The organism is Stenotrophomonas sp. CCNWLW57 (genome assembly GCF_037203925.1).
In the GTDB taxonomy this organism is placed as follows: Bacteria; Pseudomonadota; Gammaproteobacteria; order Xanthomonadales; family Xanthomonadaceae; genus Stenotrophomonas; species Stenotrophomonas rhizophila_A.
Genome location: NZ_JBBCBJ010000004.1, coordinates 270,913 through 284,006, shown reverse-complemented (window position 1 = coordinate 284,006; position 13,094 = coordinate 270,913). Strand labels below are relative to the sequence as shown.

Below are 13,094 nucleotides of genomic sequence, written 5' to 3'. Positions count from 1 at the left end.
TGGCTCCACCTGTAGCACGCCACACCCCGTGGATGGCGGGTTTCCATCCGTGCGGTACGCGAATCACGTGTCTGGGAGGGCGCATGAGTCCACAAATTGCAACGATCATCGGTCTGGTGATCATGTTCATCATCGCCACTGCCCTGCCGATCAACATGGGTGCGGTGGCCTTCGCGCTGGCCTTCATCATCGGCGGCATCTTCGTGGGGATGGAGGGCAAGGAGGTGCTGGGCGGCTTCCCGGGCGATCTGTTCCTGACCCTGGTCGGGATCACGTATCTGTTTGCGATCGCGCAGAAGAACGGCACGATCGATCTGCTGGTGCACTGGGCGGTTCGGGCGGTGCGCGGGCGGATCGTGGCCATTCCGTGGGTGATGTTCGTGGTCACGGCGGTGCTGACTGCATTCGGTGCGCTGGGTCCGGCGGCGGTGGCGATCATCGGGCCGGTGGCGCTGCGCTTTGCGAAGCAGTACAGGATCAACCCGCTGATGATGGGCCTGCTGGTGATCCATGGCGCGCAGGCAGGTGGGTTCTCGCCGATCAGTGTGTACGGCAGCATCACCAACGGGGTGGTGCAGAAGGCGGGGCTGGAAGTGACGGAGATGGCGGTGTTCCTGACCAGCCTGGGCTTCAACTTCATGATGGCGACGATCTGTTTCTTCGCGTTCGGCGGGGTGGCGTTGATGCGGCGCGGTGCGGTGGCGATGGGCGGCGGCGAGCTGGCGCTGGCCGGTGGGCCGCAGGCGTCGTCGCGGCAGTTCGCGATCGAGGGCCACGGGGCGCTGGTGTCGGCGGGCGGCGGGACGTTGTCGAACGATCCGGACGCGCTGGAAGCGGTGGGCATCACGCGCGAGCGGTTGTTCACGCTGGTGGGGTTGATCGGGTTGGGCGTGGCGGCGTTGATCTACAACCTCAATGTGGGACTGGTGTCGATCACGGTGGCGGTGGTGCTGGCGCTGTTGTCGCCGGCCAGCCAGAAGGGTGCGGTGGACGGGATCAGCTGGTCGACGGTGCTGTTGATCTGCGGTGTGGTGACGTATGTGGGGGTGCTGGAGAAGGCCGGTTCGGTGGACTTCATCGGCAACGGGGTGTCGAACATCGGCATTCCGCTGCTGGGGGCGCTGCTGGTCTGTTATGTGGGCGGGATCGTGTCGGCGTTTGCGTCGTCGGCGGCGGTATTGGGCGCGACGATTCCGTTGGCGGTGCCGTTCCTGCTGCAGGGGCATCTGGGCGCGGCGGGCGTGATCTGCGCGCTGGCGGTGTCGTCGACGATCGTGGATGTGAGTCCGTTCTCGACCAACGGTGCGCTGGTGGTGGCATCGGCGGCCAAGGAAGAGCGCGAGTCGCTGTTCCGCCGGTTCCTGGTGTACAGCGGGCTGGTGGTGGTGTTCGGGCCGCTGTTGGCTTGGCTGCTGTTTGTTGTTCCGGGTTGGATGTAAGGCTGAAGCAACGGCCAAAGCAACAGCAAAAGCCTATCGCCAAGGCCTCCGCGGCTTGGCGGGACGGTGCGGGTTTGCGGGGGACGCCGTGAACCCGTCCATGGGGGCTTGGTCGCGGCATCCATGCCGCTCACACCCCCGCAAACCCGCCCCGACCCGCCTTTGACGGTGTTTTGGTGGCCTTGGGGAAGAGCGAATACAATTCATTCATGGCCATTGCTCCTGCTCCGCGTTCACCCAAAAGGCGTGCTCCCTTGTATGAGGAGGTGGCCGAGCATGTGCGTGAGCGCATCTATGACTACCGCTTGCCGCCTGGGGAGTGGATTGATGAGCCGGGGCTTTGCGAGGAGCTGGGGATCAGCCGTACGCCGTTGCGCGAGGCGCTGAAGCTGCTGGCGGCTGAGGGGTTGGTGCAGATCGATGCGGGGCGTGGGGCGCGGGTGACGCGGCTGACGCTGGAGGATCTCAACCAGCTGTTTCCGGTGATGGCGATGCTGGAGGGGCGGTGTGCGCATGAGGCGGTGAAGCACATCGACGATGCGGGGGTAGAGCAGTTGGAAGCGCTGCATGCGGCGATGGAGGCGGCGGCGGCGGAGGGCAATATTGCCGACTACTACCGCAACAATTATCTGATCCATGAGACGGTGCAGCACTACGCCGGTAATCCGTGGTTGATCCGGATCACGCATGATCTGCATCGCATTCTGAAGATGCATCGTGGCCGGCAGCTGTTGACGCCGGGGCGTACGGCGCAGTCACTGGCGGAGCATCGCGAGTTGATGGAGTGTTTCCGCCGGCGCGATGCGGAGGCGGCCGAGCGCACGATGGAACGGCACCTGCTGAGCCAGGGCCAGGCGTTGGCGGCGTACGTGGCAGCCGGGGGCCTGTTGAACGTCCCCGCCCCGCTGCCCACCGAAGGCGGCACGTAACCCCGCGCCCCGTATAGAGCCACGCCCTGCGTGGCTGCGCAATCAGGTCGGGCGCGTTTCCCTCAGGCCCCACAGAACGGGCAGCACCAGCAGCGCGACGGCGGCGATCATCGCGCCGGGCGCTGCCGCCCAGCCGGTGTGGCGCACCAGCAGCTCGGCCAACAACGGGGTGGCGCCGCCGAAGAAGGCGGTGGCCATGGTCACGCCCAGCGCCAGGCCGCTGAGCCGGCCTTCGCCGGGGAATTGTTCGGCGGTGGCCGGCGCGGCGACGGCGCTGACGCCGCCGGCCAGGCAGGCCAGTACCACGGCGGCCAGCGCGATCTGCACCGCGCTGCCGGTGGCCATCACGCCGAACATCGTCAACGGCAGCAGCGCTGACAGCAGTGCCAACCCGATCAACACCGGGCGTCGCCCCAGCTTGTCGGACAACGCGCCCACCAGCGGGGTCACGCCGATCACGGCGACGGCGGCGATGGTGGACAGCCACAGTGCCTGGGATTCGCCGACGTCACTGGCCGAGCCGAGAAACGCTGGCACGTAGGTGATGCCCACGTAGTAGGTGATCGAACCCAGCGCGGAGATGGCGAAGGTGCGCGCGACCGCGCCGCGATGGTAGCGCCAGGTATCGCGGATCGGCGAGGTCGGTACCGTGCCGGCGGCCACCTGGCGTTCGAATTCGGGCGATTCGTGCATGGTCGAGCGCGCGAGGAGGATCGCGCCGGCCAGAGCCGCACCGATGAAGAAGGGAATGCGCCAGCCCCAGCCATCGAGCTGGGCGCTGCTGAGCAGCGCCACGGTCAGTGCCGAGAGTGCCACGGCAAGCAATGCACCCACTTCGCTTGCGGCGGAGGCGAGAGAGGTCACCAGCCCGCGCCGGCGGATGGGGGCGCTTTCCAGCAGGTAAGCCACCACGCCGGTGTATTCGCCGCCTACCGAAAACGCCATGACGCAGCGGAGCAGCAGCAACAGCACGCCGGCGGTGGCGCCGATGCTGTCGAAGGTCGGCAGCAGCGCGGTGGCCAGCATCGCCAGCGTCATCAGAGCCATGGACGCCAGCAGCATGTAGCGGCGGCCGAAGCGGTCACCGAAGTGGCCGAAGCAGAGCGCGCCGAGGGGACGCATCAGGTAGCTCACCGCGAAGCCGGCCAGGGTGGCCAGCAGGGCGTTGTCGCCCCCGCCGAAGAACACCCGCGACAGCACCGTGGCCAGGTAGAGGTACAGGGTGAAGTCGTACCACTCCACCACGGTGGACAGACCAGCGACGATCATGGAGCGGGTGGGTGTGGCAGGCGGTGGGTTGGTCATGGGTTCGGAGCCTACGACAAACGATCTGCAGACCGTGTCGTCGCAGCGCCACGCCCTGCGTGGCCCTACGCGGTACGGGCGTAACGCAGGAGGCGTCCGCGCCCTGGCGAACTGCTTTCATCCTCGCCAAAGCCCCCCTCTTCGCTCGCTTCATACCCCTGCAGGGCCATGGCGCGCGAGAAGCCACCGAGGTTGCCGCGACCGGGATCGGTCAGCAGCAGTTCGGCAGTGGGCTTGGCGTGGCGCTCCATCATCGCGGCGATCTGCACGCCGTGACCCCGCTCGTACAGCACATCGCTGCCGATGATCAGATCGAACCGACCCAGTGACGTATCTGGCATCTCCCAGGGCAGGTCGCGGTAATGCACGGCCGGCAGGTCGTTGAGCCCGGCGTTGTAGGCCAGGAACGATTCGGCCAGCGGATGGTGGTCACTGGCCACCACGTTGGCGCCACGATGCGCCAGCACCAGGCTGGACAGGCCCAGCCCGCAACCCAGTTCCAGGATGCGTTTGCCGGCCACGTCGTACTGGCTCATGGTCTCGGCCAGCACCCGGCCGGCGGGCCAGACCTGGCCGAACAGGCTCCACAGCGAGGAATGGATGCCGGCGCGTTCGGCGCGGCCGGTGGGATCGGCGAACTGCTGCAGGTCGCTCAGGGCACGAATACGGAACTCGTGGCCGTTGACGGCAACCGTGAGAATGCGGGTGGTATAGCCCGGCATGTGCGCTCCATGAAACACGGAGAGCCGGCCCACCCCGGTGGCGGACGGCTCGAAAGGGGAGCGAAGCGGGCGACCGGAAGGGGCCGCGCAGGACGCGCGAAACGGCGTGGGACGCACCCATCCTACAGGACGGGCGGTTTCCGCCCTTCACTCAGTATCGGATCTGGCAATTGGGACAGAAGAAGGTGCGCCGCCGGCTCTTGCCGGGGTAGGTCTTGGAAACCGGGCCGCCGCAGGTCGGGCAGGTCCGCTTGGTATGGATCTGCCAGTGCTTCTTGAGCTCGAAGGCGCGCTTCCATTCCAGGAACAGGAAGCTGTAGGCGCGGGCGTCGGCAATGACCCGGCCGAGTACCCGCGGCGGCAACGCTCCCACCGTGCTTTCCGGGTGCACCCGCTGGCGGAACAGCACTTCGTTCTTGATGATGTTGCCGACGCCGGCAAACAGCTCCTGGTCCAGCAGTGCATCGCAGATCAGGGTGTCTGGCTGCTGCTTCAGCCGGCGCCGGGCCAGGCGGGGGTCCCACGCGTCGTTCATCACGTCGGTGCGCCAATCGTAGGTTTCGTCCAGCTTGCCTTCGATGTACTTCAGCGATGAGGCGTAGATGTTCAGCTCGCCGTGGTCGAACTGCAGCGAAACGCGCGGGGGCGATGGCTTGCGTTCGTCGATGCGGTAGCTGCCGAACATCAGCATGTGCACGCGTAGGCTGAAGCCGCTGAACTCGATCAGGAAGTGTTTGCCCCAGCTGCGCAGCGCGATCACGCGCCGCCCCTCCATGCGGGTGAGATCCAGGGAGCTGTTGCCCAGCGCCCGGCGCACGGTCTTGCCACGGAACTTCGCCGCCGCCTCGCGCAGGATGACGATGGAAGGACCTTCAGGCATGCAACCGCTCCTGCAGGCGCGCCGCGTTGGCAACGGCAAAGCCGTGCGCGGTGTTGTCGAAGATGACCCAGCGGGGTCCCCGTGCATGGCGCACCTGGGCGGCCAGCGCGTCCAATGCCGCGTCGTCGTAGTCGCTGTAGTACATGCGCGGTGCGCCGTGCCAGCGCCAATAGCGCCACGTCGGTGCACCGCCCGGTTGGGCCGCCGCCGGCACGCGCGCTGGATCGGCCCCCAGCCGCGAGACCCCGTGGCGCAGCAGCAACGCGTCGGCCGTGTCGGTGAACCAGCTGGCATGGCGCGGCTCGCACACCAGCGGCACCCCGCTGCGCCGGCGCAGCGCGCGGAAGAAGCTCGAGGCGCGGCGGGTATCCAGCGCCAATGAGGGCGGCAACTGCAGCAGCAGGCCACCCAGCTTGGTGCCGAGCGCGCTGGAGTCATCGAGGAAGCGGTCAAGCAACGGCCCCACGCCGACCAACGCCGAATCGTGGGAGATCGTGCGCGGGATCTTGACCGAGAAGCGGAAGCCGGTCGGCACACTGGCCGCCCAACGCTCGTAGGTGCCGGGCTTGTGCGGGCGGTAGAACGAGGAGTTGATCTCCACTACGGGAAACCGGGTGGCGTACCGCGCGAGCATGCTCTCCCCGGGGCCGAACAGGTCAGCGTAGCGGCCCGGAATGGACCAGCCTGCGCAGCCGACCAGCGGCCCGGTGGAGGCAGGCATGTCCGGCGTTCCTCAGACCTGGATCTCGCCCTGGTCTTCACCGTCCCAGTAATGGATACGGTGCGCGTGGACGTGGATCAGGACCAGGCCGGGGGTGTCCACACCCTGTTCGAACCAGCGCTCCAGGCTCTTCTGCCAGTGCTCGCGCATCACTTCCTTGTCGCGGATGATCCGGCCCTTGCCCTGCACGAACACGAACAACGGCGGCTTGCCGAGCAGGCCCTTGCTGCCGACGAAGCTGAGCGCGGCCTTGGGCTCGGCCTGCAGCTCGCGCACCATGTCGGTGCTGTCCAGAGAGAAGAACCAGCTGTCACCGTCGTAATCGACATCACCGTTGTTGCTCATCGGGCGGCCGGCGATTTCGCCGTTATCGGCGAAGGTCTGCAGCATGGTGAAGTCGATGCCGGCCATCTTCTTGGCCAGGTCGTGCAGGGTGAGCGTGGTCATGGCGGTATCCGTGCGGGAATCGGGTACTGCCAGACTCGGTGAGGGGCCGTGACCGGATCGTGCACGTGCCATGTCGTGGCGTTCACGGCGGTGGGCTGTTGCCGATGAACACCGGGTTGGAATGGAACCACAGGTCCTGCCAGGGATCTTCGCCTTTGATGTCGGCCAGTGGCGTCGGCTCATCCGTGTTGCTGCCGCGTGCACGTACAAATCCGCCGCCGGGTGGCGCCGGCAACTCCCACGTCACCTCGTACCACGGACCTTCCTGCTTCCACTCCTTGGCGGTAAAGCGCTGGGTCTGCATCCTGGGCGCCTGGCCGGTGCCACTGCCGACGATCAGCTGCAGCTGGCGCAGCGCCGGATGTCGCCCGATCGCATTGGCGCTGTCCGGCGTTCGCACCCGCAACTGCACGCGCATCGGCGTACCCGCTGCCACGGTCACGGCCTCGCCCATGCGCCCCACCCCACCGCTGCCATCTGCCGCCTGCACGGTCAGCTCCAATGCGTCGATCAGGTCGCCGGTCACCGCGAACATGCGCCCGGCGCGCACGCCGCCGAGGATGTCATCGGCCTCCGGGCGTGCCCAGACATAGGTCTTGCTGTACTCACCCGGATCGAAGTCGCTGCCCCCGTCGCGCTGGTTCACGTGCGAATCGGAACTGGCGGTGATCCAGAAGCGGCTACCGTCGGCCAGCATCTGGTCCCAGACGCCGCCAACCTGCGTGGTCATCTGGTCGAAGCCGCCGAAGGTCGGCGCCGCCGCATTCCGGTACAGGCCACGCTCGGAGCGGGTGGCCTGGTGCCCGGGCGCGCCTTCCATGCCGACCAGCACCTGCGGCGCAGCGGCATGCCACGCCTTCAGCTCAGCGGGCTCCACTTCGCCCCACTGCCCCGCCCCGGTGGCGGTTCGCGAGGGGTGGTTGATCAGCATCAGCGGCAGCGGACGCAGCCCGCGCATGTGGACCAACGCGTCCAGCATGTGCTGGTGGGTATCGCGGCTACCCGCTTCCAGCGGTTCACCGCGACTGTAGTGGCGCTCGATCGTCACCAGCTGTTCGGCTTCGCGCGCGCCCGGCGCGATGATCAGCGAGGCGTGTTCGCCGGCCGGCACATCGAACTCCATGCCGTTGAACTGGATGACCTCGGGCACGTCCTTCCGGGCCTGCAGCAGCGCCGGATAGGCGTGATCGCGGGTCACCGCCGAGTGGCCCGGGCCGCCGTGGTCGGTGTGCACCACCCAGCGCAGCCCGAAGTGCCGCGCCCGTTCGGCGTTGTGGCTGCGGGTGTAGGACGAGTCGCCGCCACGGATCGGCGTGGGCGGCGTGGTGCTGCGGTCCCAGTCCACGCTCCATTCGCTGTGCACGTGGTGGTCGCCAGGCTGCCAGTCGCGACCGGCATCAGATTCGGCAGGCGACGCCGTGGCCGGCGCCGCAAGCAGCGCCAGCAGGAGAAGTGTCTGCATGATCAGAACTCGGCGCGCAGGCCCAGGCTGATGCGGCGGCCCGAGGCTTCGTACATGGTCGGGAAGGATGGATCCATGGTGTAACCGCTGGTGATCTCGTTGGTCAGGTTGATGCCCTTCAGGCTGACCTTGATGTTGTCGGTGATCCGGTAGCCGATCGACACATCCATCTGGCCATAGGCATCGCGCCAGATCGGGTACATGTCATAGCCGATCGATTCCACGTATTCGTCCTTGTGGTTGTAGGACACGCGGGCATCGAACCGGTCTTTTTCGTAGTACGCAGTTAGGTTCCAGGTCTTCTCGGCCAGGCCCGGCATCGGCGTGCGGATGCCCAGGTCGGACTCACCGGCAAGCGAGCTGTCCAGCACGGTGTAGTTGGCATTCACGCCGAAGCCTTCCAGCATGGGGTGGAACATGCCCAGTGGCAGCTGCGCCACCAGCTCCACGCCGTCCACCTGGTAGGAACCCTTGGCGTTCACCGGCTGGTACACGTCGAAATCGAAGATGCCGTTGAGGGTGCCGTTGGCGTTGTACACGGCCACATCCTCGACCACGCCGGTCAGCGAGTTGATCACCACGCCGTCGATGTTCTTGCGGAAGTAGGAAGCGGCAAACAGCGCGCCGTTGTCCAGGTACTTCTCCAGGCCCACTTCCCACTGCTTGGCGTAGGTGGGCTTCAGTTCCGGGTTGCCATCGGTGAAGCGGTACGAGCTCCAGCTGGCGGTACGCTTGTAGGCGATGTCGGTCAGCGCCGGGCGCATCATGGTCTTGGACGCGGCCGCACGCAGCAGCAGGCCCTGGGCCAGTTCTGCGGTCATGTTAAAGCTGGGCAGCAGGTCGTCGTAGCTGCCATCCTTGGACACCGGGGTATCGGTGTAGCCGGTGCTGCCATCGGGCCGCTGGATCGGGTGGTAGCCGAACGAGGTGACGCTGGTATCGACATAGCGCGCGCCGGCGTTGATGTTGACCGGCACGTGGCCGATATCGAAGGCGAAATCCGCCATCGCGTACACGCTCGTCACCTTCTCATCGACCTGGTAGAACTGGCCGGCGTCGAAGGGGGTGTAGAAGCCGTCATAGCGGAAGGCGCGGCGTGCGTAGTCGTTGGACACCTGCTGCCAGTCCAGGTCCTTGATGGTGTAGTCGCCGCCGGGAACGATGTCGCCGATCCACTGCAGCGGGCTGTCGGCCAGGGTGCGGGTGTTGACCCAGGCGCTGCTGCCGGCGGTCGGCCCGGTGATCTTGAGCTCGCCGTACTGGCGCTGCTTGGAGCGGTCGGTGTAGCGCGCACCGAACTTCACGTCACGCAGGGCCGGCAGGAAGGCCAGGTCCAGCATGCGGGTCACGTTGACCTGGGCGGCGTACTTGTCGTCGTCCACCGTCTCCAGCGTGGTTTCGTAGGCTTCGAACAGGTACTTGTCCGAGGCGTTGTACATGTCGAAGCCGCCCGGCGTGTTGGGGATGGTTTCGCCGCTGCGGCCGGTCCAGCGGGTGCGCGAGGGCGCGTAGGCGACGTGCTTGAGGTTGGAGAAGTCCGAGGTCTTCTCCGCGCCGGAATAGCCGGCCATGGCATCGATGTACCAGTCCTGGCCCTTCCAGTCGAGCGCAACGCTGTACTGGCTGTAATCGGTCTTGTTGATCCGCTCCTTGCTCAGCATCTCGTGCTGGGTGGCGGTGTAGGACACATCGCGCAGCACCACCATGCCGTACTCGGACAGGGTGCTGGCGTCGTATTCGTGGATGGTGTCGAGGGTGCTGCGGCTGGAGGCCGAATAGGCCGCCGCGTCGTACTCGTCCTCGGTCGAATCGTAGCCGCCCAGCATCGCGTCGAAAGTCAGGCTGAAGCTGCTGCTGGGCTTGTACTGCAGCGACGCGGTGGCGCCCCACTTGTCCTGCTCGTTGAGGTAGACGCGGTCGCCGACCTTGTCCTGGAAGACAACCCGATTGGTTTCACCGGTGTCGGTGCGGTTGACGATGTTCACCCCGGCGTCGCGGGCCAGCACGGCCTGGGCCTGGGTACCGCGCGTGCCGGACGCCCCCAGGAAGCGCGACATCGGGCGGAAGTTGATGCCCGAGGTGGAGTCGGTACGGTTGGTGCGCTTGGACTGCGAGTACGACACCAGGCCACCCCAGTCGCCCCAGGTATCGGCGGCCAGGAAGGCGAAGCGCGGGTCGACTTCTTCGGAGATGCTGTTGTGTGCGCCTTCGGCCGACAGCACCAGTTTGCGCTCGTTGTAGTCGAACGGTCGCGCGGTGGTGATCTTCACCGAGCCGGCGATGCCGCCCTCTTCGTCGGCGGCGGTGGGCGACTTCTGCACCGTGACCTGCTGGATGATCTCCGAGGCGAACATGTCGAATTCCACGTCACGCCCACCACTGCCCGAAGCAGTGGCCAGGTCGTTGATCGACACGTACGTGTATTCCGACGGCAGGCCGCGCACGTTGACCTTGGTGCCCAGGCCCTTGCTGCGCTCGATGGTCACGCCCGGAACGCGCTGCAGCGCTTCGGCCAGGTTCTGTTCCGGAAAGTCGGCCACGTCGGTGGCGACGATGGAATCGGAAAAGCCGATGTTGCTGCGCTTCAGGTCGACCGCCTGTTCCAGGCTGCGGCTGTAGCTTCCGGTCACCTGGATGGTTTCCAGGTTCTGCGCGCCGGGCGCGGCGCCTTCGCCCGCAGAAGCCTGCAGCGGGGCGGCCCCGGCCTCGGCTGCCGCCATCGGCGCGACCACGCCGGAGGTGGGCGCGTTGCCCGCCGTCGCGGCTTCAATGGTAACCGTACCGGCATTGAGGTAGCGGTAGCGCAGCCCGGTGCCGGCAAGCAGACGGTCAAGCGCCGCCTCCGCGCTCAGGCCCGCCGGCACCGCCGGGGTGCGCGGATTCCCCGCCACCTGCGCGTTGTAGACGAACTGCAGGCCGGTCTGGCGCGACAGCGCGTTGAGTGCCATGTCCAGCGGCTGCGAGGCGATGGCATCGGCGGCAAGCCGGGTCGGTTCTGCGGCGGTGGCCGTCGCGGTGACCTGCAGGGCAAGGGCGATCGAAAGGAACAGAGTGCAGCGCATCGTGGGATCCAGTGAGGGAATGGCGGTGGCGTTCCCCAACTACGACGCGGCAAGGCGTGGATCGGGCACCGCTAGTTCGATGAATTTTTTTTGACAACGCTTTCGGCCACGTCGCGCATGCGTACGTGGATGCCATCGGCACGTTGCTGGATGACCAGCGCCGGCTGCTGGTCCAGGAACGCACGCAGCGAACCCAGGTCATCGGCGCGCAGGTTGCCGGTCAGGCGAAGCGCGCCGGCGTCATCGCCCACGCGCAGGTGCAGGGTGTTGCTGCGGTTGAAGCGGTCGGCCACTTCGCGCAGGGGCTCGTCGCGGAACACGATGCGGCCCTGCCACCACGCGATCATGCTGGCCGCGTCCTCATCGCGCAGCTGCACGCGCTGGTCGCGATAGTCCACCTGGGCCACCTTGCCCGCCGACAGATCGGCCAGCAGGCGCCCGCGGCCGCCATCACCGTGTACCTGTACGCGGCCCTCGCTGACCGCGATCCGCGCCTGCTCGCGCAGCAGCGAGACATCAAAGGTGGTGCCGATGTCGGTCACCAGCAGGCCGCCGGCATGCACGGCGAACGGCCGGCGGTCCGGCGCGACCACGAAGCTGGCCTGGCCTCGCTCCAGTTCAACGCGTCGACCGAACAGGCTCATCCGCACCGAGACTTCGCTCTCTGCATTGAGATGAAGCATGCTGTGGTCGGACAGCTCGATCTGGCGCGGCGCGCCATGGGCGGCCACATAGCGGGTGGTATGCGGCCACGCCAGCGGCGTGCCGACACCCACCGCCAGCAGCAGCGCGGCTGCGGCAGCGATACCGGGAAGCCACCGACGTCGGGCCGGCGCGGGCGCGGCTGCACGCGGCGCGCGCGCCGGCAACTGCACGACGTTATCGCCCGTGCCCTGCGCTGCCGGCGCCGCCAGCAGTGCGTCCAGGTCGATCGGCATCGCGCGCAGCGCCTCCCCCAGCGCGCCCGCGGTTTCGCTGATCACCAGGTACTCGCGCAGGTGCTCGGGCGAGACCAGCAGCCAGTCCATGAAGGCGCGCTGCTGCGCGGGCGTCACATCGCCCTGGCGTTGCAGCGCATGCCAGTGCGCGGCGGCCTGGGTCAGCGCGGAGGGGTGCAGCGACGGTGCGCTCATCGCAGCACCTCGCGGTCGGCCATCGCACGCCGGCACACGGCAAGCCCGCGCACGACGTGCTTCTTCACCATGTGCGGGGAAACACCCAGGCGCTCGGCGATCTGCTTGTAGCTCAGCCCGTCGCGGTACTGCATCACCAGCACGGCGCGGGTGTGTTCGGGCAGCGTGGCCAGCAGCGCCTGCAGGCGCTGGCTGCGTTGTTCGCGTTCGGCGGCATCTTCCACGCATTCCCCGCTGGCCAGGCCCTGGCCCAGCTGTTCGATGTCCTCGATCGGCAGGGTCGACCAGCGCCTGCGGCTGGCCTGCTCACGCGCCAGGTTCAGCGCTACGGTGAACAGATACGCCTCGGGGTTGGCGATGGACTCGCCCGGCCCCGCATGCGCACGCAGCAGACGCAGGTACGTCTCCTGCACCAGGTCTTCGGCATCCTGTCGCGCCCCCCGGCGCACGAAGAACCCCCGAAGCACCGGCGCGTGTTCCACGAACATCCGCGCCAGCCGCCCTCTTGCCTGCTCGGCCACTGTGCCGCCCCAACCCCAGAAGTGCGGCGCAAGGTAAGCGCTGCGTATTACGCGGTGGTGACGGTGCGATGCGGCACCCGGCACTTGACAGACCCAGGGCCACGACGCACGATTAGTTAACGAATTAATTAACTACCGGAATGGACCGCATCTTCGAGGCCCTGGCCTCCACCGCCCGCCGCCAGATCCTGGCCTACCTCAACGGTGGCGAGCTCACCGCGGGCGAACTGGGCGAACGCTTTGATTTCAGCAAGCCGGCGCTGTCCAGCCACCTGCGCATCCTGGAGGATGCCGGCCTGATCGAACGCGAGAAGCGCGGCCAGTTCGTGTATTTCCGCCAGGTGCCCGACCGCCTGGCCAACACCCTGTTCGCCTGGGCCGCCGAAGTCTGCCCGGTTGGCGGCCCACTGCAGCGCGAGAGCCGCGCACGCGCCAAGCGCAAACCCACCCCTTCGACCTGAGCCCTGCCACCA

At 67.2% G+C, this 13,094-nt stretch carries 12 protein-coding genes; 3 read left to right on the top strand and 9 right to left on the bottom strand.

Features of this window, described 5'->3' with window-relative positions:
• Positions 1 to 83: 83 nt before the first annotated feature.
• Together V9K91_RS11785 and V9K91_RS11780 are read left to right on the top strand one after the other, a co-directional pair.
• Complete coding sequence (locus V9K91_RS11785) at positions 84 to 1,439, top strand: SLC13 family permease (RefSeq protein ID WP_307107295.1); 1,356 nt, start codon at positions 84 to 86, stop codon at positions 1,437 to 1,439.
• A 209-nt stretch (positions 1,440 to 1,648) separates the two neighbouring features.
• The gene (locus V9K91_RS11780; protein ID WP_336442847.1) at positions 1,649 to 2,368 is read left to right on the top strand and encodes a GntR family transcriptional regulator; all 720 of its coding nucleotides are present in this window, start codon (positions 1,649 to 1,651) and stop codon (positions 2,366 to 2,368) included.
• Positions 2,369 to 2,410: 42 nt separating this feature from the next.
• Here the strand turns inward: V9K91_RS11780 and V9K91_RS11775 are convergent, their stop codons facing one another.
• The 9 genes from V9K91_RS11775 to V9K91_RS11735 all read right to left on the bottom strand — a co-directional run bounded on the left by V9K91_RS11775 (position 2,411) and on the right by V9K91_RS11735 (position 12,588).
• Positions 2,411 to 3,673, bottom strand: coding sequence for an MFS transporter (locus V9K91_RS11775; RefSeq protein ID WP_337308190.1), 1,263 nt, complete (start codon positions 3,671 to 3,673; stop codon positions 2,411 to 2,413).
• A 65-nt stretch (positions 3,674 to 3,738) separates the two neighbouring features.
• Positions 3,739 to 4,395: a protein N-lysine methyltransferase family protein gene (locus V9K91_RS11770; RefSeq protein WP_249833911.1), complete on the bottom strand. Its 657-nt coding sequence runs from the start codon at positions 4,393 to 4,395 to the stop codon at positions 3,739 to 3,741.
• A 151-nt stretch (positions 4,396 to 4,546) separates the two neighbouring features.
• Positions 4,547 to 5,275, bottom strand: a complete 729-nt coding sequence (locus V9K91_RS11765; RefSeq protein ID WP_249833910.1) for a DNA-formamidopyrimidine glycosylase family protein — start codon at positions 5,273 to 5,275, stop codon at positions 4,547 to 4,549.
• Positions 5,268 to 5,996 (bottom strand): DUF72 domain-containing protein, encoded by a 729-nt coding sequence (locus tag V9K91_RS11760; protein WP_336442849.1) that lies wholly within the window; start codon positions 5,994 to 5,996, stop codon positions 5,268 to 5,270. Before V9K91_RS11760 ends, V9K91_RS11765 begins: the two co-directional genes overlap by 8 nt.
• A 12-nt stretch (positions 5,997 to 6,008) precedes the next feature.
• Positions 6,009 to 6,443, bottom strand: a complete 435-nt coding sequence (locus V9K91_RS11755; protein ID WP_093533219.1) for a pyridoxamine 5'-phosphate oxidase family protein — start codon at positions 6,441 to 6,443, stop codon at positions 6,009 to 6,011.
• An 82-nt stretch (positions 6,444 to 6,525) separates the two neighbouring features.
• The gene (locus tag V9K91_RS11750; protein ID WP_336442850.1) at positions 6,526 to 7,905 is read right to left on the bottom strand and encodes a hypothetical protein; all 1,380 of its coding nucleotides are present in this window, start codon (positions 7,903 to 7,905) and stop codon (positions 6,526 to 6,528) included.
• Positions 7,906 to 7,907: 2 nt separating this feature from the next.
• Complete coding sequence (locus tag V9K91_RS11745) at positions 7,908 to 10,967, bottom strand: TonB-dependent receptor (protein WP_336442851.1); 3,060 nt, start codon at positions 10,965 to 10,967, stop codon at positions 7,908 to 7,910.
• Between the two features lie 71 nt (positions 10,968 to 11,038).
• The gene (locus V9K91_RS11740) at positions 11,039 to 12,100 is read right to left on the bottom strand and encodes a FecR domain-containing protein (RefSeq protein ID WP_095363428.1); all 1,062 of its coding nucleotides are present in this window, start codon (positions 12,098 to 12,100) and stop codon (positions 11,039 to 11,041) included.
• A complete protein-coding gene (locus V9K91_RS11735; protein WP_068850044.1) occupies positions 12,097 to 12,588 on the bottom strand; it encodes a sigma-70 family RNA polymerase sigma factor in 492 nt (163 codons plus the stop codon). The genes V9K91_RS11740 and V9K91_RS11735 overlap by 4 nt, the downstream gene beginning before the upstream one ends.
• Before the next feature lie 173 nt (positions 12,589 to 12,761).
• On the opposite strand from V9K91_RS11735, the gene V9K91_RS11730 reads away from it, so the two are divergent.
• Entirely contained in the window at positions 12,762 to 13,082 is a 321-nt protein-coding gene (locus tag V9K91_RS11730; RefSeq protein WP_093533216.1) for a metalloregulator ArsR/SmtB family transcription factor, read from the top strand.
• Positions 13,083 to 13,094: the final 12 nt, after the last annotated feature.